Origin of the sequence: Halothiobacillus diazotrophicus (assembly GCF_001663815.1) — a bacterium.
GTDB lineage: Bacteria > Pseudomonadota > Gammaproteobacteria > Halothiobacillales > Halothiobacillaceae > Halothiobacillus > Halothiobacillus diazotrophicus.
On record NZ_CP016027.1, the window covers coordinates 460,563 to 483,946 of the forward strand.

Below are 23,384 nucleotides of genomic sequence, written 5' to 3' on the forward strand. Positions count from 1 at the left end.
TCAAGGAGTTATCGATGTTTAAGCATATGAAAATAGGCGTTCGCCTGGGACTGGGGTTTAGTCTGATGGTCATTTTGCTGCTGGCGATGATCGGTATCGGTCTCAACGGTATGAATACCGTCAAGCAGAATCAGGACGAAATCGTCAATGTGAACGATGCAAAACTGGTTGAGGCGGAGAAAATGACAGCCTCCGTACGCACCATTGCGACGGCGGTTCGCAATATCGTTCTGTTGACCAATCCGGCTGAGATGCAGGATGAGGTGCGGCGTATTCAGACCCAGCGTGCAGCGTACGATGAGGCGCTGGCCAAACTGACGGAAATGACCACGTCACATGCCGGCAAGGAGCGTCTGTCGAAGATCGTCGAGTACCGCGCGGCCACCACGCCGTGGGTCGACAAGGTGATCCAGTTCGGCTTGGTGAACAATATCGCCGATGCGACCAAAACCTTGATGGAGCAGGTGCGACCGGCACAGACCAAATGGTTGAACGCCCTGCATGAAACCATCGAAGAACAACAGCGACTCAATGATGCCGCGGTGGTCGCCTCGACGCATTCCTACGATCGCGCCCGTCTTCTGATGCTGATCGTGGGGGGGCTTGCCCTGCTGGTGGCATTCATCGTGGCGTTCTGGATTACGCTGAGCATCACCCGGCCGCTCCATGTTGCGGTTTCCGTTGCTAACGCCTTGGCCGAGGGCGATCTGACTGGACGGATCGACGTCGTGACGCATGACGAAACGGGTGCCTTGCTTCAGTCCATGCAAAACATGGTCGAGAAACTCTCCCGGATCATCAGCGAGGTACGTGGGGGCGCCAATGCCTTGTCTTCTGCCGCGGAGGAAGTGAGTGCCACGGCGCAGAGTCTTTCCCAGGCATCCAGCGAGCAGGCGGCTTCGGTTGAGCAAACCAGTGCCTCCATGGAGCAGATGTCCGCCAGTATCGACCAGAACACCGAGAATGCTCGGGTTACCGAGGGCATCGCTGCCAAGGCGGCCAGCGATGCCGTCGATGGTGGCAAGGCGGTTGGTGATACGGTGTCTGCCATGAAGACCATCGCCGAAAAGATCGGCATCATCGACGACATCGCTTATCAGACGAACATGCTCGCGCTGAACGCGGCGATCGAGGCGGCCCGTGCCGGCGAGCATGGCAAGGGATTCGCCGTGGTTGCAGCGGAAGTGCGCAAGTTGGCGGAACGCAGTCAGGTGGCTGCACAGGAGATCGGCGAGGTGGCCAAGGGCAGCGTCAGCGTGGCCGAACGGGCGGGGCGTCTGCTGGATGAAATGGTGCCGAACATCAACAAGACTTCCGATCTGGTTCAGGAAATCGCGGCGGCATCAGCCGAGCAGTCCAGTGCTGCAGGTCAGGTCAATACGGCCATGATCCAACTCAGCCAGACGACGCAGCAGAATGCGAGTGCCTCAGAGGAACTTGCCGCAACGGCTGAGGAGATGAGCGGTCAGGCGGAACAGTTGCAATCATTGGTTGCCTTTTTCTCCGTGAACGAAGCAGGTGGCTCCCCGCGTGCCAAGCCCGCCGCCTCGTCCGTCAGCAAGACGAAGCGAGAAACGCCGACAACTCAGTCGGGGGGCGGCGGCAGTCGGGCGCCACGTTCACAGGATTCTTCGGTCTCTAGAGAAGATTTCGTGAGTTTTTAGGGAGGCATGTCATGGGGGCGTTGACTACAACCGGCGCGGCATCGGCTAAGACGCTTGTCGTTTCCACGGGGGACAGGCCAGAAACCCAGCAGTACCTGACCTTCATGCTCTCTGGTGAGGTGTATGCCATAGGCATTCTGGCCGTGCGGGAAATCATCGAGTTCGGACAGTTGACCGAAGTGCCCAACATGCCGGACTTCATCCGGGGGGTAATCAACCTCCGGGGTGCCGTGGTACCCGTGGTCGACCTTTCCGTTCGTTTCGGCAAGGGGGAAACGGCCGTTTCCCGACGTACCTGCATCGTGATCAACGAGATCGAGAATGACGGTGAGACACAGACCATCGGCGTGATGGTCGATGCCGTCAATGAGGTGCTGGAAATTCCTGCCAGCGAGATCGAAATGCCGCCGACATTCGGTGCGAAGATTCGCTCTGATTTCATCGAGGGCATGGGGAAGGTCGAAGGCAAGTTCGTCATTCTACTGAATGTGGACCGGGTACTCTCCGTTGATGAAATGAGCGAACTCGTGGCGGCCAGGTCCCAACGATGAATGGATGGGCCGTCAAGACGACGCGCGGGGTTTTCATTGGTCTTCCGGATGATCTGCGCCGAAAGAATCCGCGGATTGAATTGGCTGGCGATGCAAAAAATGCGACAGGGCGCGACCGTGTCCCTCGTCGCAGGCTTTAGTGCGGCGGTAAGGGATCATGGACGGCAGAACGCCGGTGCTCTCGGACAAGGAGTTCCATCAGTTTCAGGCGCTGATTTACAGGATTGCCGGAATCACCCTGTCGGACGCGAAGAAGTCCCTGGTGAGCGGTCGGTTGATGAAACATGTGGTACATCGGGAGCTGGACAGCTTTGGCGCCTATTTTCAGCTGCTGATGCAGGACAAATCGGAATTGCAGGTTGCCGTCGACGCGCTGACCACCAATGAAACCTTCTTTTTCCGCGAACCGAAGCATCTGGAGTTTTTACGGGATAGCATTTTGCCCAATGTGGTCAGCACGCGACCCTTTCGGGTCTGGAGTGCTGCGAGCTCCTCGGGGGAGGAGGCCTTTTCGATCGCCATGATCCTTGCTGATGGTCTGGGCGATCGTCCCTGGGAGGTCATGGGTTCGGACATCAGTCAACGCATGCTGGAGAAGGCGCGTCAGGGGCATTATTCCTTTGAGCGGGTGGAGGGGATTCCAAAGACCTACCTGAAACGCTTCTGCCTGAAGGGTGTCCGGTCACAGGAGGGTACGTTCATGATGGGCGATACCTTGCGCTCACGTGTCAGCTTTCGATACATCAATCTGAAGGATACCTTGCCGCAAATTGGCATCTTCGACGTGATTTTCATTCGGAATGTCATGATCTATTTTGATCTTGAGGTCAAGAAGGCGGTCCTTCAGCGCCTGTTGCCGTTGCTCCGCCCCGGTGGCTATCTGTTTGTCAGTCATTCCGAAAGCCTGACCGGTTTTCATGGCCCGCTGAAAGCGGTTCGTCCTTCAATATACCGTTTACCCGATGACTGATTCACACGAGTACCTGGAGGTGTTTCTGAAGCCGGGCGACGTGTATTTCGCCACCCGCAAGACCCGGATCCGCACGGTTCTGGGTTCTTGCGTCTCCCTGACCGTCTGGCATCCCCTGCTGAAGATGGGCGGGATGTGCCACTTCATGCTTCCGGAGCGGATTCATGAAGAAACGTCGCCGCAGGCCGATGGTCGCTATGCAGGGGAGGCCATGGCGCTGTTGCTTGCGGACATGCGGCAACTCAAGCGAGATCCCGGAGAATTTCAGGTACGCTTGTTCGGTGGTGCCAATATGTTTCCGGCAATTTATTATGAGACGGAATTCGACACCATCGGTGCCCGAAACGTCCGTGCTGGACGCCTTTTGATCGCACAATACGGTATGAGCGCGGTTTCGGAAGACGTCGCGGGTACGGCGTATCGACATCTGGTGTTCGATGTGTGGAGTGGGGAGGTCTTGCTGTGTGCCAAGCCTCAAAAATGACGCCGGGCAATGCCTGCCTGTTCGTGCCGCGCAGTGCGATATCACGGCGTGCGTCCGACGGCCGAGCGGGTTGCGCCCACCGCCGGCATGTCTATCTCGACCATGGCCAGTGGTTCGTCGGCAGTAATCGTCAAGGAGTGTGTCTTGACCCGAATTAAGGTGTTGATCGTGGATGATTCCGCGGTTGTCCGGCAGGTGCTTTCGACGACCTTGGCGCAGGATGCGGCCATCGAGGTCATCGATGTTGCGGCCGATCCGCTCTTCGCCATGCAGAAGATGGCGAAGCAATGGCCCGATGTCATCGTGCTGGATATCGAGATGCCCCGTATGGACGGCATCACTTTCCTCAGAAAAATCATGACGGAAAGACCGACACCCGTCGTGATTTGCTCCACCTTGACGGAAAAGGGTGCCGAAACCACGATGCAGGCACTGTCCGCGGGCGCGGTCGGTATCGTCGCCAAACCCAAGGTCGGTCTTAAGCAATACCTTCAGGATGCTTCCGACGATCTTGCCAGTGCGGTGAAGGCGGCGGCGCGCGCCAATCCGAAACGATTGAAACCGGTGCATTCGCCCATCGTGTCGGCGCCAAAGCTCACGGCCGACGCTGTGTTGGCACCGGGACCGGCCATGATGCAAACCACCGATTTTGTGGTGGCGATCGGCACCTCGACAGGGGGAACTCAGGCATTGGAAGTTGTTCTGACGGCGTTGCCGCGCACCTGTCCCGGCATCGTCGTCGTTCAGCATATGCCCGAGAAATTCACCGAAGCGTTCGCAAAGCGACTGAATGGCTTGTGCCAAATGGACGTCGCCGAGGCGCGCCACGGCGATCGGGTTTTGCCGGGCCGCGTCCTGATCGCGCCGGGAGGGCGCCACATGCTGCTCAAGCGCAGTGGTGCGCAATATCATGTCGAAATCGTCGATGGTCCGCCGGTCAGTCGGCATCGACCCTCCGTGGATGTCCTCTTCCGTTCCGTCGCAAAATTCGCGGGCAAGAATGCGCTGGGTATCATCATGACGGGCATGGGCGATGACGGTGCGCGCGGTCTCAAGGAGATGCACGACGCCCAAGCGCGGACACTGGCGCAGGACGAAGACAGCTGCGTGGTTTATGGCATGCCCAAGGAGGCTGTGAAGCTGGGCGCTGTGGATCGGGTTCTTCCGTTGAACGACATTCCGGGGGCGATCATGACCAGTCGCTGATGGGGTTGATTCATTCCATGTGTCGCAAGCTCAGGCGTTGTCCGCGTATCGAGACGACCCGAATCCCAAGCCCGGAAGCACTTTTCTGTACGATGATTTTCGAATCGACGGGTTCTTGACCTGCCGATAAGGCGAAGCTAGAATGCGCACCTCGTTTAGTCGCGTAGCTCAGTGGTAGAGCATCACCTTGACATGGTGGTGGTCGGTGGTTCGATCCCACTCGCGACTACCAGAACAACATTTCATGGCTAACCCGCCCTGGATAAAACAGAAACCCCGCCGGTTGCGATGACACCTGCGGGGTTTTTGTTTTTTCGGCTCTATTTCTCGGGTTCGCCGCCCTTGGCGTTATTTCAATGACGCCACAGGGATGACGCCACAGGGATGACACCACAGGGATGACACCACAGGGCTACCCGGTAGTCTCCCCGACCGCGGTCAGTGGAATATTTCCTCGAAGGCGACCAGCGCGCCCGACTGGCTGCCATCGTAACCGGGGAGGGTGTTGACCGCGGTCCGGAACGCTTCCTCCTGCATGATTTCCCGGGCGAGCTTGATGATCGCGTGCGGCAGGTTCGACGTCTTGCAGGCGAAAAAATAATTTTCCTTCGCGAGAGGAATGAAATCGAGATCGAAACGCCGGGCTGCGGTTTCGACGCCGAAGCCGATGTCCGCCATCTTGCTGGCGACAAAGGCGGCTATGGCCGCATGCGTAAATTCTGCGTGGTCGTAATCGGGAATGTCCCGAGGATCGATGTTCGCCTTGGCGAGCAGTAACTCCAGCAGCATTTTCGTTCCCGACCCTTCTTGTCGATTGATGAAGCGCACGTCATTGCGGGTCAGGTCCGCAAGACCTTCGATCTGCTTCGGGTTGCCCTTCGCAATGAACAACCCCTGGGTTCGGTAGGCCAGGTGGATCAGGCTGTGCTCTTTCGGATCCAGCCATTTCAGACAGGATTTCGTGGCCATCTCGAATTCTCCCACCGGTACGTGAAATCCGGCGAGATCGCATTCCCCGCGTGCCAGGGCCGTCACCGCTTCAAGCCGGTTTCGGTAGTTGATCTCAACGGGCACGTCGTCCGTATTCAGTCGTTTGATCAACTGTTCCACAGCGAATCCGTGGGAAGCCGTGATGCGTAATGCAGCCGGGGCACTGCTCAGGATCGACTCCAGCTCGGATGCAAAACTTTCCAGAATCGGGGTGAGTCGCGCCGTGATGCGCTTATCCGCCCAGATCAGTTTTTCCGCGAGGGGTGTCAGTGTCGTGCCCTTGCCGCGCGATTTTTCGAGCAGGGGCGCGGAGAACACCTGTTCAAAGCTACGCAGCAGTCCCCAGGCATGCCGGTAGGACAGATTTGCCTGCGCTGCCGCGCTGCCGATATTGCCGAGATCACGGATGGACGAGAGCAGCTGCAGCAGAAGGGCCAGCGATACTTCCTCCCCATCTCGTCTTTTGAGACGCCATTGGGGCTGTATTTCAATGCTCATATATGCAAAAAGCAACCTATTGAGGGGGTGTAAACGCTGTGATAGTTTGCCACCGAACCTGTAATCAAGCAGTAATAAAACTGCATTGAGCCATGATAAAGCGAATGCATATGCAAAGAATTACATATTATGCGCTGATGCGGTCACGGGATCGGCAAGCGAGCGTTGGAGAGAAACATGAGTCCTGAAACCATCCATCGGCAGGTCGCCGACATCATCGATCAGCATCGCCAGAAGCCGGGTGCACTCTTGCCGATCCTTCATGCCATACAGGACACATTGGGTTTCGTACCTCCTGAGTCTGTCTTTCAGATTGCCCTTGCCCTGAATCGATCACGCGCCGAAGTCCATGGCGTGATCACCTTCTATCATCACTTCCGCACCACACCGCCTGCCGATCACGTCATCCAGGTCTGCCGAGCAGAAGCCTGCCAGAGCATGGGGAGCGATCAGCTTGTCGATCATGTGTCCCGCCGGGTTGCGACCTGTCGTGCCGGACAATTCGACGTGCATCCCGTTTATTGCCTTGGTCTATGTGCTTCGGCGCCTGCAATGATGATCGACGATACATTGCATGCTCGGGTCTCACCGCAAAAGTTCGATCAGTTGGTCGATCGACTGGAGGCACATTCATGAGTCGCCAGCCGAATTATCGGGTATTCGTGCCCAGGGATTCAGCCGCACTGGCGTTGGGCGCGGATGCCGTCGCCCAAGCGGTGCGCAGCGAAGCGCTGCAACGCGGTATCGACGTGACGCTGGTGCGCAATGGTTCACGCGGACTGTTCTGGCTGGAGCCCCTCGTCGAGGTGCAAACGCCCCAGGGGCGTATTGCCTATGGTCCCGTGGAGGCCAAGGATGTGCCGGGACTATTCGATGCCGGATTTCTGCAGGGTGGGATGCACCCCCGCTCCTTGGGGCTGACGGAAGAGATCGCGTATCTCAAACGACAGGAACGCCTGACCTTTGCCCGTGTCGGGATCATCGATCCGCTTTCTCTGAGTGATTATGTTGCCCACGAAGGTTACGAGGGTTTACGCCAGGCACTGACCCTGCCGGCTGACGAGATCGTGCATGCGGTCACCGAGTCGGGTCTTCGCGGTCGTGGCGGGGCGGCATTTCCGACCGGCATCAAGTGGAAGACAGTGCTCGATACCCCCGCTGCGCAGAAGTACATCGCCTGCAATGCAGACGAGGGAGATTCAGGCACGTTCGCTGACCGCATGATCATGGAAGGCGATCCCTTCGTCCTCATCGAGGGCATGACCATAGCCGGACTGGCCGTCGGCGCCACGCAGGGGTATATCTATGTGCGTTCGGAGTATCCGCTGGCGATTGAAATCCTGAATGCGGCCATCGATCGCGCCCGCGCTGCCGGGTATCTCGGTTCGGATATCCTGGGTTCCGGCAAGGTGTTCGAACTGGAAGTGCGTAAGGCGGCTGGGGCTTATGTGTGCGGTGAGGAAACCGCGATGCTGGAAAGTATCGAAGGCAAGCGGGGCATCGTACGTTCCAAGCCGCCTTTGCCGGCCATCACCGGCCTGTTCGGTAAGCCCACCGTCATCAACAACGTGATTTCCCTGGCGAGCGTGCCGATCATCCTGGCCAAGGGTTCTGGCTTCTACCGGGATTTCGGCATGGGACGTTCCCGCGGGACCCTGCCATTCCAGCTTGCCGGCAATATCCGCCGGGGCGGTCTGATCGAGAAGGCGTTCGGGGTCACCTTGCGCGAACTGATGTTCGATTTCGGCGGCGGTTCGATCACAGGCCGCCCGATCAAGGCAGCGCAAGTGGGCGGCCCCCTCGGCACATATCTTCCCGAATCCCAATGGGATACGCCGCTGGATTACGAGGCCTACTCGGCCATGGGGGCCGTGGTCGGTCACGGCGGCATCGTGGTGCACGACGACACGGCGGATCTGGCGAAATTGGCCCGTTACGCCATGCAGTTCTGCGCCATCGAATCCTGCGGCAAGTGTACGCCGTGCCGGATCGGCGCCACCCGGGGCGTCGAGGTGATGGACAAGATCATCGCCGATGAGGACCGACCCGCGCAGATCGCCCTGCTGCGCGATCTCTGCGACACCATGCTGCACGGCTCCATGTGCGCGATGGGCGGCATGACCCCGTTCCCTGTGCTCTCCGCACTGGATCATTTCCCCGAGGATTTTTCGCAGTCGCTCGCCGAAGAAACGGCTGCAGGAGTACATCATGTTTGACCAGTCCAGCGAATACCCCGTCATGGAAAGTGGCTTCACGGAGCGTGATTTCGGTACGCCCGCCCGCCAATCCGACCAGATGGTCACCCTGGAGATCGATGGCCGGGAAGTCACCGTTCCGGCGGGGACGTCCGTCATGCGCGCGGCGGCAGAAGGCGGGGTGAACGTGCCCAAGCTCTGCGCGACCGATAGCCTCGAACCCTTCGGTTCCTGTCGCTTGTGTCTCGTCGAGATCGAGGGGCGTCGCGGTTATCCCGCTTCCTGCACGACGCCCGTCGCGGCCGGCATGAAGGTCCGGACCCAGAGCCCCAAGCTGCAGGAACTGCGCAAGGGCGTGATGGAGCTGTATATCTCCGACCATCCCCTGGACTGCCTGACCTGCCCGGCCAATGGCGATTGCGAATTGCAGGACATGGCTGGCGTGACCGGTCTGCGCGTGGTTCGTTACGGCTATGACGGCCAGAACCATTTGAATAGCGCGAAGGACGAGTCCAATCCCTATTTCACCTACGACGCGAGCAAGTGCATCGTCTGCAACCGCTGCGTTCGCGCCTGCGAGGAAACCCAGGGGACGTTTGCGCTGACGATTTCCGGTCGGGGCTTCGATTCGCGGGTTTCTCCGGGGCAGGATGAACCCTTCATGGATTCCGAATGCGTTTCCTGCGGCGCCTGCGTTCAGGCCTGTCCGACGGCCACCTTACAGGAAAAGTCCGTAATCGAACTTGGCCAGCCGGAACACAGCGTCGTGACCACCTGCGCCTACTGCGGGGTGGGCTGCGCCTTCAAGGCGGAGATGAAGGGCAGCGAAGTGGTGCGCATGGTGCCTTACAAGAACGGGCAGGCCAACGAGGGCCATTCCTGCGTCAAGGGGCGCTTCGCCTGGGGCTATGCCACGCACAAGGATCGCATCCTGAAGCCCATGATCCGTAGCAAGATCACGGATCCCTGGAAAGAAGTAAGCTGGGACGAGGCGCTGGATTACGCCGCATCCGAGTTCAAGCGCATCCAGAAGAAATATGGCCGCGATTCCATCGGCGGGATCGTTTCCTCGCGGTGTACGAACGAGGAGGGCTATCTCGTGCAGAAACTCGTCCGCGCGGGCTTCGGCAACAACAATGTCGATACCTGCGCCCGGGTTTGTCATTCCCCGACGGGGTACGGGCTCAAGCAGACGCTGGGCGAGTCGGCCGGTACCCAGACCTTCAAATCCGTCGAGCAGAGCGACGTCATCCTGGTGATCGGTGCGAATCCGACGGATGCCCATCCCGTGTTTGCCTCGCGGATGAAAAAGCGGTTGCGTGCAGGCGCCCGGCTGATCGTGATCGATCCGCGGGTGACGGAGCTCGTCCGTTCACCGCATATCCAGGCCGATTATCACCTGCCGCTCAAGCCCGGTACCAACGTGGCGATGTTGTCCGCGCTGGCACACGTCATCGTGACCGAAGGGCTGTTGAACGAAGATTTCATCGCCGAGCGCTGCGAAGGCAAGGCCTTCGAGCAATGGCGCGATTTCGTGGCAAAGCCCGAGAATTCGCCGGAGGCCATGGCCGAGGTGACCGGCGTCGCACCCGAACTGGTGCGCGGCGCTGCCCGCCTGTATGCGACCGGCGGCAATGCGGCGATCTATTACGGGCTCGGTGTCACCGAGCACGCTCAGGGTTCGACGGCCGTCATGGCCATCGCCAACCTGGCCATGGCCACCGGCAACATCGGGCGGGAAGGCGTGGGTGTGAATCCCTTGCGCGGGCAGAACAACGTCCAGGGTTCCTGCGACATCGGTTCCTTCCCCCACGAGTTGCCGGGCTATCGCCATGTGTCCGACTCGACCACCCGACATCTGTTCGAATCCGCCTGGGGCGTATCGATCAATCCCGAGCCGGGCCTGCGCATTCCGAACATGTTCGATGCCGCCCTGGACGGCAGTTTCATGGGGCTGTACTGCCAGGGCGAGGATATCGTCCAGTCCGATCCGAATACGCAGCACGTCGCCGCGGCGCTGTCCGCGATGGAATGCATCGTGGTGCAGGATATTTTCATGAACGAAACGGCCATGTATGCGCACGTGCTGTTGCCGGGTTCCTCGTTCCTGGAAAAGGACGGCACCTTCACCAATGCCGAGCGGCGCATTTCCCGCGTGCGCAAGGTCATGGCTCCGCGCGCGGGTTATGCCGATTGGGAAGTCACGATCGAACTGGCCAAGCGTTTGGGCTACGAGATGAATTACAGCCATCCCTCAGAGATCATGGATGAGATCGCGCGCCTGACGCCGACCTTCCAGGGCGTGACCTATGCCAAGCTCGACAAGCTGGGCAGCATTCAATGGCCCTGCAACACGGAAGCCCCGGCCGGTACGCCGATCATGCATGTGGATGAATTCGTGCGTGGCAAGGGCAAATTCATCATCACGCAATACGTGGCCACCGACGAGAAGGTTACCCGCAAGTTCCCGCTGATCCTGACGACGGGGCGCATCCTGTCCCAGTACAACGTTGGCGCGCAGACCCGCCGCACCGAGAACGTGCACTGGCATGAGGCCGACGTGCTGGAAATCCATCCGCATGACGCGCAGGAGCGCGGCATCCGCGACGGCGGTTGGGTCAATATCCAGAGCCGTGCCGGCGACACGGTACTGCGCGCCCAGATTTCCGAGCGCATGCAGCCGGGTGTGGTGTACACCACCTTCCACTTCCCCGAATCCGGGGCGAACGTGATCACCACGGACAACTCCGACTGGGCAACCAACTGCCCGGAGTACAAGGTTACTGCCGTCCAGGTCATGCCGGTGAACGAACCCTCGGAATGGCAGAAGAACTACAGTCGATTTACCGAGCTGCAGCATGCCTTGCTGGCGCAGGCTGCCGATTCGCCGGCTCACGAAAACGTCCCACAAGCCACCAAGTCTCTTGCCTGAGGTACGGGACATGACCGAAATCCAAGCCAGCTGCACGCATACGGCGGCGATCGCGCGCTGGCGAGACGGTCACTGGGAACACGAAACGGATGAATTGGCTGTCGAGACGCCGGTCGCCCTGGTATTCAACGGGGTTTCCCATGCCGTCATGCTGGCGACACCCAATCACCTGATCGATTTCGCCCGGGGATTTGCCTTGAGCGAAGGCATTGTGCCCACGGCGGCCGAGTTTTATTCGGCCATGGTGGCGTCTTCGCCGCAGGGACATGCCGTACATTGCACGATCAGTGATTCCGCCTTCGCTCAGTTGGGCGATCGTCGGCGGAATATGGCGGGCCGGACAGGGTGTGGCCTGTGCGGGGTGGAAACCCTGGATCAGGTGCTGCGTCCCTTGTCGAATACGCTTCAGGCGGGGGCGGATACTCCCTGGTTGGCAGTTTCGGCAATCCGTTCAGCCTTGTCGCAGCTAGCGCATCATCAACCTCTGAACGGAATCACCGGCGGCATGCATGCCGCCGCGTGGTGTGATCCCCGAGGTGATCTGGCGCTGGTCTGTGAGGATGTGGGCAGACATAATGCGCTGGACAAATTGATTGGTCGTATGGCTGCGTGCCGCAATACCTTCGATGATGGCTTTCTGCTCATCTCCAGCCGCGCCAGTGTCGAGATGATCCAGAAGGCCGCTACCGTGGGGATCCGAAATCTCGTTGCCATTTCGGCGCCGACGGCACTGGCGGTTGCCACGGCTGAAAAGGCGGGCATGACCCTGATCGCGTTCGCGCGCGGCGATCGCTTCGTGGGGTATACGCATCTTGAACGCATATTGACTGACGACTGATTCAATCGGAGCAGACCTTCCAGCATGGACAAACACAATCTCGTTCACATGGCCAACAAGATCGGCATATTTTTTGAGGCCATGCCCGATCCCATGGAGGCTCAGCAGGGCATCGCCGATCACCTGCGAAAGTTCTGGGAACCGCGCATGCGTCGTGAACTTCTGGCTTATCTTGATACGCAGTCAGGCGGTGAGCTGCGCTGCATCGTGATTTCGGCCATCGAGGCCCACCGTAGCGAGCTTTTGCCCCGTCAATAATCGTAATTAAAGGTTTATGCCGATACAGGCGGGGTCTGATCGGCATGGCGACGCTGTATTAAAACAACCCCACCACCACCGAGAAATTAACAAGAGGAAGACGTATGGCTGGAGTGCTGGACAAAGAAAGAACGATCGCCGGCGAGGGATTCAATCGCTGGCTCGTACCACCCGCCGCATTGGCAATTCATCTCTGTATCGGGATGGCCTATGGCTTTTCCGTCTTCTGGTTGCCCATGACCAAACTCGTCGACGCCGCGTCGACGCAATGTACGGGCGGATCCTGGATGACCGCACTGTTCTCGACCCAATGCAATTGGACGGTTCCTCAGGTCAGCATGACTTTCACGCTGTTCATCTTCATGTTGGGCGTTGCGGCTGCGTTTTGGGGCGGTTGGCTCGAGCATGCGGGGCCCCGTAAATCCGGTTTCATCGCCGCTGCCTGCTGGGGCGGCGGGATGGCCCTCGGTGGTGTGGGCGTGATGACTCATCAACTCTGGCTGGTTTGGCTGGGTTGCGGGATCCTTGGGGGTATCGGTCAGGGGCTTGGTTATATCACGCCGGTTTCCACCCTCATCAAGTGGTTTCCGGACCGACGCGGCATGGCGACCGGATTCGCCATCATGGGGTATGGGGGTGGCGCCATGATCGGAGCGCCCATCGCCGTGGCTCTGATGAATCACTATGGGGCGGGCAATGCCAGTGCCGGTGTCGCGTACACCCTGATGACCATGGGTCTGATCTATTTCGTGGTGATGTCTGCGGGTGCCTTCGGCTTCCGTACGGCACCGGCCGGCTGGACGCCGACCGGTTGGTCCCCGAGCGAGAAGCAAAGCAAGGCCATGATCACGGATAATCACGTGCATCTCGACAAGGCCTGGCGGACTCCGCAGTTCTGGCTGATCTGGGGTGTATTGTGCTTGAACGTGAGCGCGGGTATCGGCGTAATCGGGATGGCCTCGCCGATGCTGCAGGACATTTTCGGACCGTTGCTGGTCGGTGCCACAAGCCATGAGACCGTGACTGCCGTCCAGAAGGCGGCCATCGTGGCAGCTGCTGCCGGTCTGGTGGGTCTGATCAGTCTCTTCAACAGCTTGGGCCGCCTGTTCTGGGCTTCCGTGTCCGACTGGATCGGACGCAAGAACACGTACTTCACGTTCTTCGTCCTCGGGATTGCCTTGTATTGCCTCATGCCGACGCTGGGCCACATGGGGGCCGCCGGTCTGTTCGTGATCGTGGTCTGCGTGATTCTCACCATGTATGGCGGTGGGTTTGCGACGGTGCCGGCCTATCTGGCGGATATCTTCGGTACGCAAATGGTCGGTGCCATCCACGGGCGCCTTCTGACCGCCTGGTCCGCAGCCGGCATCATCGGCCCCATGCTGATCGCCAACATCCGTCAGGCTCAGCTGGATGCGGGCGTGCCGAAGAATCTGGTGTACGACAACACCCTGTACATTCTGGCGGGCCTGCTGGTGCTGGGGTTCATCCTGAACCTGCTGATCAAGCCCGTGGATCCCAAGCATTTCATGACGCCCGATGAGTTGGCTGCCGAACAGGCCCTGACCGAGAAGGCAAGTCATAAGTCCGCGACGGCGGAAACTGCGGCGCGTGGGCCGTTTGGCATGACTGGCGTCCTTGCCTGGCTTGCCGTGGGTGTCCCATTCCTGATCGGTGTATGGTTTGCGCTGGTCAAGGCCAGCGTCCTCTTCTTCCATTGAGCCGATCCCGCCCGTTCGAGTGCTAACCAAGATGGCGTGAAGGCAACCTGGGTTGTCCGCCAATGAAAAAGCCCGCCGGATGGCGGGCTTTCTGCTTGTGTCAGGAAAATTCGCGGTTCAGGTTCAATGATGTCGGACTTCGGACCTGAACTTCCCGAAATTTAACGGATCATTGATGATCACCGCCCAGGGCCTTGGCGTGGTAGGCGAGGTGATCGCCGATAAAGCTGGCAATGAAGTGGTAGCTGTGATCGTAGCCGTCCTGCATACGCAGGGTCAGGTCGCCACCGCGTGCCGCGTAGGCGGCCTGCAGATCCTGCGGATAAAGTTGTTCTGCGAGGAACTCGTCATCCGTCCCCTGATCGATCAACAGGGGGATCAAGTCACAGCCGGCCTTGACCAGTTCGGTCGCATCGTAGGTGTGCCAGGCTTGTCGATCATCGCCAAGATAGGTGCCGAAGCAGCCTTCGCCCCAGGGCGAGATGCTGGGATGGCTAATCGGTGCAAACGCCGATGCCGAGCGATAGGCACCAGATTCCTTCAAGGCGCAGATCAGGGCGCCGTGTCCACCCATCGAGTGGCCGGTAATGGACTTGACGCCGGGCAATACCGGCAAGTTGGCCTCGATCAGGGCGGGCAATTCCGAAACCACGTAGTCGTACATGTGGTAGTGGGTCGACCAGGGGGCCTGGGTCGCGTTGACGTAGAAGCCTGCCCCCTTGCCCAGATCGTAGCGATCCGGTACGTCGGGTATGTCGTCCCCGCGGGGACTCGTGTCCGGCATGATCAGCGCCAGTCCCAGCTCGGCGGCATAACGTTGCGCACCGGCCTTGGTGCGCACGTTGTCGTCGGTACAGGTCAGGCCCGACAGCCAGTAGACGGCCGGCACCTTTTCCGTGGCGGCCTTCGGCGGCAGATAGACGGAAAAGGTCATGGTGCATTGGCAGGACGTTGACTCGTGCTGATACCGATTCAGCCAGCCGCCGAATTCCTTGATGCTTTCGATCTGTTTCATGGGGATACGCTCCTTAGAAAATGATGACGGAGCGGATGCTTTCGCCGCTGTGCATCAGATCGAAGGCGCGATTGATGTCTTCCAGACCCATGGTATGCGTGACCATTTTGTCGAGCTCGATTTCTCCGCTCATGTAGCGATCGACGTAACCGGGCAGTTCCGTACGACCCTTGACGCCGCCGAAGGCGCTGCCTTTCCAGGTTCGGCCCGTCACCAGCTGGAAGGGGCGGGTAGAGATTTCCTGGCCCGCGCCGGCCACGCCGATGACCGTGGAGACGCCCCAGCCCATGTGGGTGCATTCCAGGGCCTCGCGCATCACGTGTACGTTGCCGATGCACTCGAAGGAGTAATCGACGCCACCCTTGGTCATCTCGACAATGGCTTCGGTCACCGAGCCGGTCAGCTTCTTCGGATTGATGAAGTCCGTCGCGCCCAGGGCCTTGGCCATTTCCCATTTTGTGGGGTTGATATCCACGGCGATGATGCGGCCGGCCTTGGCCATGACCGCGCCCTGGATGCACGACAGCCCGATGCCGCCCAGGCCGAATACGGCAACCGTCGAGCCGGGCTCGACCTTGGCGGTGTTCATCACGGCACCGATGCCGGTGGTCACGCCGCAACCGAGCAGGCAGACCTTGTCCAGCGGCGCGGCCTTGTTGATTTTCGCCAGGGCGATTTCCGGCACTACAGTGTATTCGGAGAAAGTGGAGCAGCCCATGTAATGGTAGATGGGCTTTCCGTTCAGGGAAAAGCGCCGCGTCTTGTCCGGCATGAGTCCGGTCCAGACGGTGCCGGCGATGGACTGGCACAGGTTGGTCTTGGTGGAATGGCAGTATTCGCATTCACCGCATTCGGGAATATACAGCGGAATGACATGATCACCGGGCTTCAGATTCTTCACGCCGGGACCGCATTCGACGACCTCACAGCCACCCTCGTGCCCCAGCACCACCGGGAAAACGCCTTCGGGATCGTTGCCGGAAAGCGTGAAGGCGTCGGTGTGGCATACGCCGGAGGCAATGACCTTGAGCAGGACTTCCCCGTGTTTGGGGCCTTCGACATCAATGAGTTCGATGGACAGCGGCTTGTTGGCTTCCCACGCGACGGCGGCTTTGGATTTCATGTTACGTAACCTGTATATGTCATGAGGTGATTTGATTTTCAGAAGCTATTTATTCGCATGCGAATAAATGCCTGTTGGAGCCTAGATGCTTAATCGGGATTATTCAATGCGGAAGATGCGGAACGAGAAATACAGCTGGGTGCGCATACTTAATCGATTCGTCTTCGTTCACCAAAGAGTGACAATTCGCTGACCCGGATTCGTAAGCGTTCCCGTATGCTATGTATGGAGGTGTTGTTGTGATCCAGCACAAACCCAAACGACACATTCCGATCTAATCGCACGAATTTGATTGTTTTCGACCATTGTCAGGTACTGCCCAATATGATGATTACCGACGGCATCCGTCCCGCTTCGCCGTCCAAGCGCCTGGTTTTTCTCGATGTGCTCCGGGGATTCATGCTTGTCGGAATCACGCTGGGGCATTTCGGTGATACGTTCGTCTGGCTCGTCTGGCAACCCCTGGGTTACTTCAGCAACGCCGAGGGTTTCATTTTGCTGTCCGGAACCGTGTTCGGGCTGGTGTACGCGCGGATCTACCACAGGTCGCCTCATGAGATGACCGAGAAGGCCGTAAGACGGGCCGGGCTCATCTACCTGAATCACCTCGGACTTCTGGTGTTCGTGGCTGCGTTCACCTGGCTGACCTACGGGTGGTCCACCCAGTGGCACAGTCATGCCCTCTATCTCGACCTAGCGCCCGTGAAGGGTTTTCTGCTGGGTATTTTGATGCTGTACCAGCCGCCACTACTCGATATTCTGCCCATGTATGCCCTGTTCGTACTGGTCGGTCCGCTTATCATCCGTCAGTTGATGGCCGGTCGATGGCGAGTGGTTCTGGCCGTCAGTTTTGTGGTCTGGGTTATTTTTGCCCACTTGCTCCTGGGGGGGACCTGGCGTGAAACCTTGGCACAGCGCGTTGGCCTGGGTTTTCCCTATCAAACGGGTGAGTTCGATCCGCTTGTCTGGCAATTGCTCTTCTTTTCGGGATTGATTCTCGGGCATCGGATGTTTGCCCACCCGGGTGCGTTGCGCCCCAAGCCCGTTTTGGTCGTGCTATCCCTGATGCTTGCGCTCTATTTCTTTGCCCTACGGCACGATTATCTGCCGTTTCCGGGGTTCTGGCATGCGTCCTGGGTGGATCGGCACGATCTTGGCTTGATCCGTATGCTCAATATTGCCGCCCTGGTATACCTCTTCTGGACCCTGGTGGTCGTCAGTCGGAATGTGGTTTGGTCCCGAGGCATGATCATGGTGCGGGACTTCTTCGCGGTGCTTGGTCGACACAGCCTGCCTGTATTCACGGCACACGTTGTATTGATCTACCTGACGATACCCGTGCAGCAGGCGGGATCCGACCCAATCCGCTATGCCGTGGGTATCAGTCTGATCGTCTTCCTGTACCTCATGGCCCGGGTTTTTGACGGGCGGGCGGCGCGGTTGCGCCGAGAGAAGGCAGGGCTGTCGCGCCCGCTGGGGCACTGATGCGTAGTTTCTACGGCGCGTCTGGATTACTGGGGTTGGAGTAGGGTGGACGGGATCAGCGTGACGACGCTTGTCCCATCCGAAATCGAGACGTCGCCATCCTGTATCGTGCAGCTGATCCGCATGGTGCGTTGTATCATGCCGGCAAGTGCGATTGTCGCATCCTCATCCACGGCCCGGATGGTCAGGTTGGACAGTCGACGGAGGTCGCGCATCGATTTTTCCCACCAGATGTCCATCGTTCGTCCGCCATAGGCATAGACCAGTACATGCCGGGCGCGGCCCAGCGCCTTGCGTAGTCGGCGTTCATCGGGCAGACCCAGTTCGACCCAGAGCTCAATCGCCCCCGTGAGGTCCTTTTTCCACAAGTCGGGTTCATCGTCCACGGAGAGGCCTCGGGTAAAACTCAGTTCGGGGTCCGCATTCAACGCGAAGGCGAGGATGCGGAGCATGAGGCGTTCATCCGTTTCGGACGGGTGACAGGCCAGCGTCAGGGCATGGCTGGCGTAGTAATGCCGATCCATGTCGGCGATGTCGATGTCTGCTTTGTAGATGGTGGCTTTCAATGCCATGGGTGGGTACTCAAACGCGGTTGCTGAACAAAGAATCGCGCGAGCGTATCAGTTATGAGCCTCGAAAGGGATGACCTATCGCGATCCGTGCGATCCGATGGCTGTCGGGTCGAATTCGGCAAGAAAGGCCGTGAAGTCGGACAGGTTCATGGGTTTTGCGATGAGGTAACCTTGGGCAATGTCGCAACCGACTCGCTTGAGCATGTCCCAGTCCTCTAAGGTTTCAACACCTTCCGCGACAATGGAGACACTCAACTTGTGGGCCATGTCGATGCAGGATTCGACCACGATCCGCGAAGATTCGTTTTCCGAAAGATCTTTGACAAAGGATTGATCGATCTTCAATTCGCTGAACGCCACGCGAGTCAATTGCTGCAGACTTGAGTACCCGGTCCCGTAATCGTCGATCGACAGGGCAAAGCCGTTCATGCAAAGGCGTGCCAGATTCTCCAACGCATGCAGCACGTCGGTGATGGCTGCCGACTCGGTGATTTCCAGAACGACGTGTTTGGGGTCAATCACTTGATCTCTGACGATCTGGGTAATCCGGTCGGCCAATTCAGGGGCGTCCAGCGAAACCAGAGACAAATTGACCGAGATCGTAAACTCATGGCCCTGTCGCTGGAGGGATCGCCACGCAATAGCTGATTTCCTGAGAATCTGAAAAGTCAGATCGTTGATCCCTCGATTGGCTTCAAGATGCGGTATGAATGCGTAGGGGGGGATGATGCCGTCCTGGGGGTGGTGCCACCGGGCGAGGACTGCGGCACCGACGATCTCACCGGAGGATAGTGACACTTTGGGCTGGAAATACGGCTCGAATTGATTCAGCGTTATTCCAGTCTGTATTTCGGCCAGACTGTATGATTTCGCATTCTGGGGGGGCAACCACTTCGTTTCCGTATGCTCATGTTTGGCGAGCAGCTCATGAAGTTTGCTGGGGAGAATGGGCTTTTCAATCGAGCCAAGCAACTTGATGCCATACATTTTGGTCATTCTGCCGACCGATGCGAGCAGTTTGCCATCCAGGGCACTGGTGATGATGATGGCGATATCGTGACTTTCGATACTGAGATGGCGCAGGAACTCCATGCCGTCCATTTCCGGCATGTTGAGATCGCACAGAGCGATATCGAAAGGGCGCGCCTCGCCGCAACGGATGATGTCCAGCGCCATCCGGCCATTGGCCGTCTCCGTGATGGATTCCACGCCCAGTCCACGCACCATGGTCATCACCATCTGTCGCTGAAAGTCGTCGTCTTCCACGATCAGCAGATTGAGATCATGGACATTCACTGCTGATACCCCGTGGTTCCGCGTTTTGCTGAAGATACGCATCGAACTGTTCGAGTGCCTGATGCAGGACCGGAATTTCCCTCCAGATAGCGCCCATGTTGGCGGATTTGGCCGTTGTTTCGATTGAGGCGCAGGCTGCGGCAAGCTCCGTGGCACCAACCATCCTGCTCGATCCTTTCATCCGATGGGCGATCTGGACGATTTCCCTCGAGTCTCCCAGTTCAGCGTAATCGAGTAAAGAACGCATATCCGCATGAATATGCAGATGAAAGTTATCTAGAACGGCGCGCTGATCGGCCGCCCCAGGCACAATCAGATTCAGAACGGCGTGGTCGATGGGCTCGGGTGTCTCCGTTTTATCTGGGATCATTAGATGGGGTGCCGCCGCCGCCCCCGTCGTGGGGACCTCGTCGATCAGCCATTTTTTCAGATGTTTCCGTAGTTGAGCGAGATCGACCGGTTTGACCAGCAAGTCATCCATGCCGGCGGCCTGGCAGCACTCAATTTCATCGCTCAGGGCATTGGCTGTCCAGGCCAGAACTGGTGTTCGCATCAATCCGCCTTTTTGCTCGAATTGGCGAAGGCGTCGGGTGAAGGCGTAGCCATCCATTTCTGGCATGTGACAATCAGTGATGATCAGGTTAAATCGGCCGGTCTGCCACATATCCAGCGCAGTTGCCCCATTTTCGGCCGTATCGACGTGCACGCCGAGAAGCTTGAGTTGACTCGCCAACAATTCACGATTGATCGGATGGTCGTCGACTGCGAGGATGCGCGGTGCGGCTATGCCATCCGTGTACAGCGGTTCGATGGCACTGCGCGCCACTTCCGGGTGCAGGGTTTCGAGCGTTGAAGGTGGCTCATTTGCGATGGGCAGCGTCAGGGTGACCCGGAAGGTGGATCCCTTACCCGGTTCACTGATCAGATCCACCGTCCCGCCCATCAGTTCAGCCAATCGGCGGCTGATCGACAATCCAAGACCGGTACCGCCGTACATGCGAGCAGTGTCGGCAGTAGCCTGACGATAACGCTGGAACAGGTGTGCCTGATTCTCCTTGCGGATACCGATACCCGTATCCTTCACGGAAAATCGGATGGTCTCCTGTTTATCCGCGTGTTCGATCCGTTCGGCAAACAGTTCGATTTCCCCATGCGGGGTGAACTTGATGGCGTTGCTGACAAAGTTGTTCAGCACCTGAGACAGTCGCAGGGGGTCCACGATATGTGCCGGCGCGATGTGTTCGTCCAGATGCTGCCACAGTATCAGGTTCTTCGTACTGGCCACTCGTGAGTATGTGTTGACGACGTCCAGCAACAGTTGGGCGAGAGATACCGGTTGCGGGACCAGTTGTAGTTTTCCTGCCTGAATTTTCGACCAGTCGAGGATGTCGCTGACGATGCGCAGCAGATTGCGACCGGATTCCCAGGCGATGTTGAGGGTGGATTTCTGTTGGTTGTCCAGCCTACTCAGCGACAGCAGCTCCAGCATGCCGAGCATCCCCGTAAGTGGTGTACGGATTTCGTGGCTCATGGTGGCCATAAATGAATCCTTTGCCTGGTTGGCCAGTTCCGCGCGCTCCTTGGCCTCGATCAGAACTTGCTCGGCACGCTTGCGCGTCGTGATGTCCTGAATAATGCCTGTAAAGTAGCGATCCGTGCCAATGACCATTTCGCTGATGGAAAACGTCATGGGAAATTCGGTCGAGTCCTTGCGTCGGCCTACGTATTCCTGCTCGTTGTTACCGATCCGCACATCGTCCGGGGTGATCAGGTCGTTGGGTTTCATGTCGGGGTTGTCACCAACACGTCGTGCAATGAATTGCGACAGATTCTGTCCGATCGCTTCCCGACTTGAATAGCCGAATATCCGTTCGGCTGCCGGATTGAAGGTTTCGATGATGCCTGCGCTATTCACCGTGATGATCCCATCGACAACCGTGTCCAGAATAGTGCTGATCCGAGTGGCGCTATGCTGGGCTTTCGTTTCCGCATTCGCGCGGGCAAGGATTTCACGGCGAATCCCCACGAACAAGAGTCCCAATATGAGTGTGGCTACGGCAAGTGTTGCCAGCAGTGCGATCAGCGTGATCTGGCGCTTCTGCGTCATGGCCGCCTCCCGTTCGGACAGGAGATTCAACTCAACCCGATCCATATGGTTGGTGAGCTGGCGAATCCGACGCATCGTTTCATTGCCATCTTCATCGGCAATCGCCTTAGAAGCCGTGGGTAGTCCCTCGGACTCGAAAATGGTCCGATGTCGTTCCAGAAGCCCGATCCTGTGATCGATCAGTGGCCAAAGTTCGGCAAGGTTGTGGGTTTGTTCTGAATGATCTGCAACCAGTTCTTCCAGTTTTTGCCGATCAACGTAGAGTTGGGTAATGTCAGACTGATACTGTGCCTTGTATTTCTGTTTGCCTGTCAGCAGATAGCTTCTTTGCCCCGATTCGATATCGGAAATGGCACCATATAGCTCGCCGAGTCTGGAACGGATGATTTGCGTGTAGCCGACCAGTTTGGCGGACTGTTCATAGGCGACGCCGGTGCGATACGTGAAGCCCCCCATCAGGACAAGCACAATGAAGGTGCCCAGAAAACTCGCGATAATCTTGAGCTCCATCGAGGTGCGCTGAATTCGATGACTGGTCCATCCGGCCCGGATTATCCCCAGTCCGATCAGGATGAATGCAATTGCGGTATTTACGGCGACAGGCGGCAATACCCGGTCGGTGACCAGTTCGCTGGCGTTCCACAGATATCCGAGGAAGGAAATCATGCCGATGGCGATGACGGTGACGGCCGTGGTCCACATCAGGGGGCGCTGCGATCGCACTGGGAGCGTCAGGAGCGCAATTCCGGTCAGTGTGAACACGACAGTGCTATAGGGCGACATCCGTCCCGGGATACGGTTGAAAGCACTAGCAGTATCGCGAAACAGCAGTTCGTCGATCCCGAGCTGCCAGCCGAACAGGTACTCTCCGAGGGTTGCGAGCCCCAGGATCGTGACGCAGAGGGCGAGCGTTTGGCCGAGTCGGATGTGTCTGCGTGAAGGGGAATCATTGAGTAACCAGAGAGCCAGGGCAGATAGGATCAGACCGATGGCGGTATTCGCCTTCATTTCCACGGCGCCGGGCAGCACGCTTTTGAGGAGCGGGATGTCGAATGCCCATCCGTATAGAACGATGATTCCCAGCACAAGGGTGGTCATCGCGGCATAATTTGGGAAATTTTTGGGGCCAGCCTCGGATTTCATTAGCGCCGGTACCATCGTGGGTGGGTTGACGTTTTCCACGGTGCTTCTTGTCTCTCCCTTGGCTGGTTTTTTGCCAATGTAATTCTTTTTATTTCAGCCGAGTGGGTGTAATTAGCAGTGAAATGGATAGCGTTGCTTTATTTGAGCGAGTTCAATCGGAATAACTTACGTCAGTTACTCAATTATCTTATTCTGGTTTCATGAAACAGATTAAGCAATGATATTCGTTGTGCTTATATAATAATATTCTTATGCTTGATCGCGGATTTCAGTGATTGACTCGGTCAGTCGTACGCTCAAAGTAGCGAGGAAATGAGGTCAGGTATTTACTGTAGA

18 protein-coding genes and 1 tRNA gene are annotated in these 23,384 nt (G+C 58.1%); 13 read left to right on the top strand and 6 right to left on the bottom strand.

The genetic code is table 11. From position 1 onward, the window contains the following. Window positions 1-26: 26 nt before the first annotated feature. From A9404_RS02135 to A9404_RS02160, 6 genes are all read left to right on the top strand, one after another. Complete coding sequence (locus tag A9404_RS02135) at window positions 27-1,664, top strand: methyl-accepting chemotaxis protein (RefSeq protein WP_456064524.1); 1,638 nt, start codon at window positions 27-29, stop codon at window positions 1,662-1,664. An 11-nt stretch (window positions 1,665-1,675) separates the two neighbouring features. After that, a complete protein-coding gene (locus A9404_RS02140; protein WP_066098244.1) occupies window positions 1,676-2,215 on the top strand; it encodes a chemotaxis protein CheW in 540 nt (179 codons plus the stop codon). Between the two features lie 157 nt (window positions 2,216-2,372). After that, window positions 2,373-3,185, top strand: coding sequence for a CheR family methyltransferase (locus A9404_RS02145; protein ID WP_066098246.1), 813 nt, complete (start codon window positions 2,373-2,375; stop codon window positions 3,183-3,185). After that, window positions 3,178-3,669, top strand: a complete 492-nt coding sequence (locus A9404_RS02150) for a chemotaxis protein CheD (protein WP_066098248.1) — start codon at window positions 3,178-3,180, stop codon at window positions 3,667-3,669. The genes A9404_RS02145 and A9404_RS02150 overlap by 8 nt, the downstream gene beginning before the upstream one ends. Window positions 3,670-3,813: 144 nt before the next feature. Further along, window positions 3,814-4,875 carry a protein-glutamate methylesterase/protein-glutamine glutaminase gene (locus A9404_RS02155; protein ID WP_156521199.1) on the top strand — a complete coding sequence of 354 codons (1,062 nt, stop codon included), beginning with the start codon at window positions 3,814-3,816 and terminating at the stop codon, window positions 4,873-4,875. Between the two features lie 157 nt (window positions 4,876-5,032). Continuing rightward, window positions 5,033-5,107, top strand: a tRNA-Val gene (locus A9404_RS02160). Between the two features lie 206 nt (window positions 5,108-5,313). Here the strand turns inward: A9404_RS02160 and A9404_RS02165 are convergent. Beyond that, a complete protein-coding gene (locus A9404_RS02165; RefSeq protein WP_066098250.1) occupies window positions 5,314-6,363 on the bottom strand; it encodes a substrate-binding domain-containing protein in 1,050 nt (349 codons plus the stop codon). A 177-nt stretch (window positions 6,364-6,540) separates the two neighbouring features. Between A9404_RS02165 and A9404_RS02170 the strand changes: the two genes are divergently transcribed. The 6 genes from A9404_RS02170 to A9404_RS02195 all read left to right on the top strand — a co-directional run bounded on the left by A9404_RS02170 (window position 6,541) and on the right by A9404_RS02195 (window position 14,307). After that, window positions 6,541-6,999, top strand: coding sequence for a formate dehydrogenase subunit gamma (locus A9404_RS02170; RefSeq protein WP_066098252.1), 459 nt, complete (start codon window positions 6,541-6,543; stop codon window positions 6,997-6,999). Then, a complete protein-coding gene (locus tag A9404_RS02175; protein WP_066098254.1) occupies window positions 6,996-8,579 on the top strand; it encodes a formate dehydrogenase beta subunit in 1,584 nt (527 codons plus the stop codon). The genes A9404_RS02170 and A9404_RS02175 overlap by 4 nt, the downstream gene beginning before the upstream one ends. Next, a complete protein-coding gene (fdhF, locus tag A9404_RS02180) occupies window positions 8,572-11,490 on the top strand; it encodes a formate dehydrogenase subunit alpha (RefSeq protein WP_231880933.1) in 2,919 nt (972 codons plus the stop codon). Before A9404_RS02175 ends, fdhF begins: the two co-directional genes overlap by 8 nt. 10 nt (window positions 11,491-11,500) lie before the next feature. Further along, on the top strand, window positions 11,501-12,328 hold the full coding sequence (fdhD, locus tag A9404_RS02185; RefSeq protein WP_066098256.1) for a formate dehydrogenase accessory sulfurtransferase FdhD: 828 nt from the start codon (window positions 11,501-11,503) through the stop codon (window positions 12,326-12,328). 24 nt (window positions 12,329-12,352) lie between these two features. Next, a complete protein-coding gene (locus tag A9404_RS02190; protein ID WP_066098258.1) occupies window positions 12,353-12,586 on the top strand; it encodes a formate dehydrogenase subunit delta in 234 nt (77 codons plus the stop codon). 104 nt (window positions 12,587-12,690) lie between these two features. Continuing rightward, entirely contained in the window at window positions 12,691-14,307 is a 1,617-nt protein-coding gene (locus A9404_RS02195) for an OFA family MFS transporter (protein ID WP_066098260.1), read from the top strand. Between the two features lie 169 nt (window positions 14,308-14,476). Here the strand turns inward: A9404_RS02195 and fghA are convergent, their stop codons facing one another. Then, window positions 14,477-15,322 (bottom strand): S-formylglutathione hydrolase, encoded by an 846-nt coding sequence (gene fghA, locus A9404_RS02200; protein WP_066098262.1) that lies wholly within the window; start codon window positions 15,320-15,322, stop codon window positions 14,477-14,479. 13 nt (window positions 15,323-15,335) lie between these two features. Further along, window positions 15,336-16,445, bottom strand: a complete 1,110-nt coding sequence (locus A9404_RS02205; protein WP_066098264.1) for an S-(hydroxymethyl)glutathione dehydrogenase/class III alcohol dehydrogenase — start codon at window positions 16,443-16,445, stop codon at window positions 15,336-15,338. 324 nt (window positions 16,446-16,769) lie between these two features. Between A9404_RS02205 and opgC the strand changes: the two genes are divergently transcribed. Continuing rightward, complete coding sequence (gene opgC, locus A9404_RS02210) at window positions 16,770-17,930, top strand: OpgC domain-containing protein (protein ID WP_156521200.1); 1,161 nt, start codon at window positions 16,770-16,772, stop codon at window positions 17,928-17,930. A gap of 26 nt (window positions 17,931-17,956) precedes the next feature. On the opposite strand, the gene A9404_RS02215 is transcribed toward opgC, so the two are convergent. The 3 genes from A9404_RS02215 to A9404_RS02225 all read right to left on the bottom strand — a co-directional run bounded on the left by A9404_RS02215 (window position 17,957) and on the right by A9404_RS02225 (window position 23,003). Continuing rightward, a complete protein-coding gene (locus tag A9404_RS02215) occupies window positions 17,957-18,502 on the bottom strand; it encodes a YaeQ family protein (RefSeq protein WP_066098268.1) in 546 nt (181 codons plus the stop codon). Between the two features lie 75 nt (window positions 18,503-18,577). Then, window positions 18,578-19,798: an EAL domain-containing response regulator gene (locus tag A9404_RS02220; protein WP_156521201.1), complete on the bottom strand. Its 1,221-nt coding sequence runs from the start codon at window positions 19,796-19,798 to the stop codon at window positions 18,578-18,580. After that, entirely contained in the window at window positions 19,785-23,003 is a 3,219-nt protein-coding gene (locus A9404_RS02225; RefSeq protein WP_197490399.1) for a hybrid sensor histidine kinase/response regulator, read from the bottom strand. Before A9404_RS02225 ends, A9404_RS02220 begins: the two co-directional genes overlap by 14 nt. Window positions 23,004-23,384 lie beyond the last annotated feature (381 nt).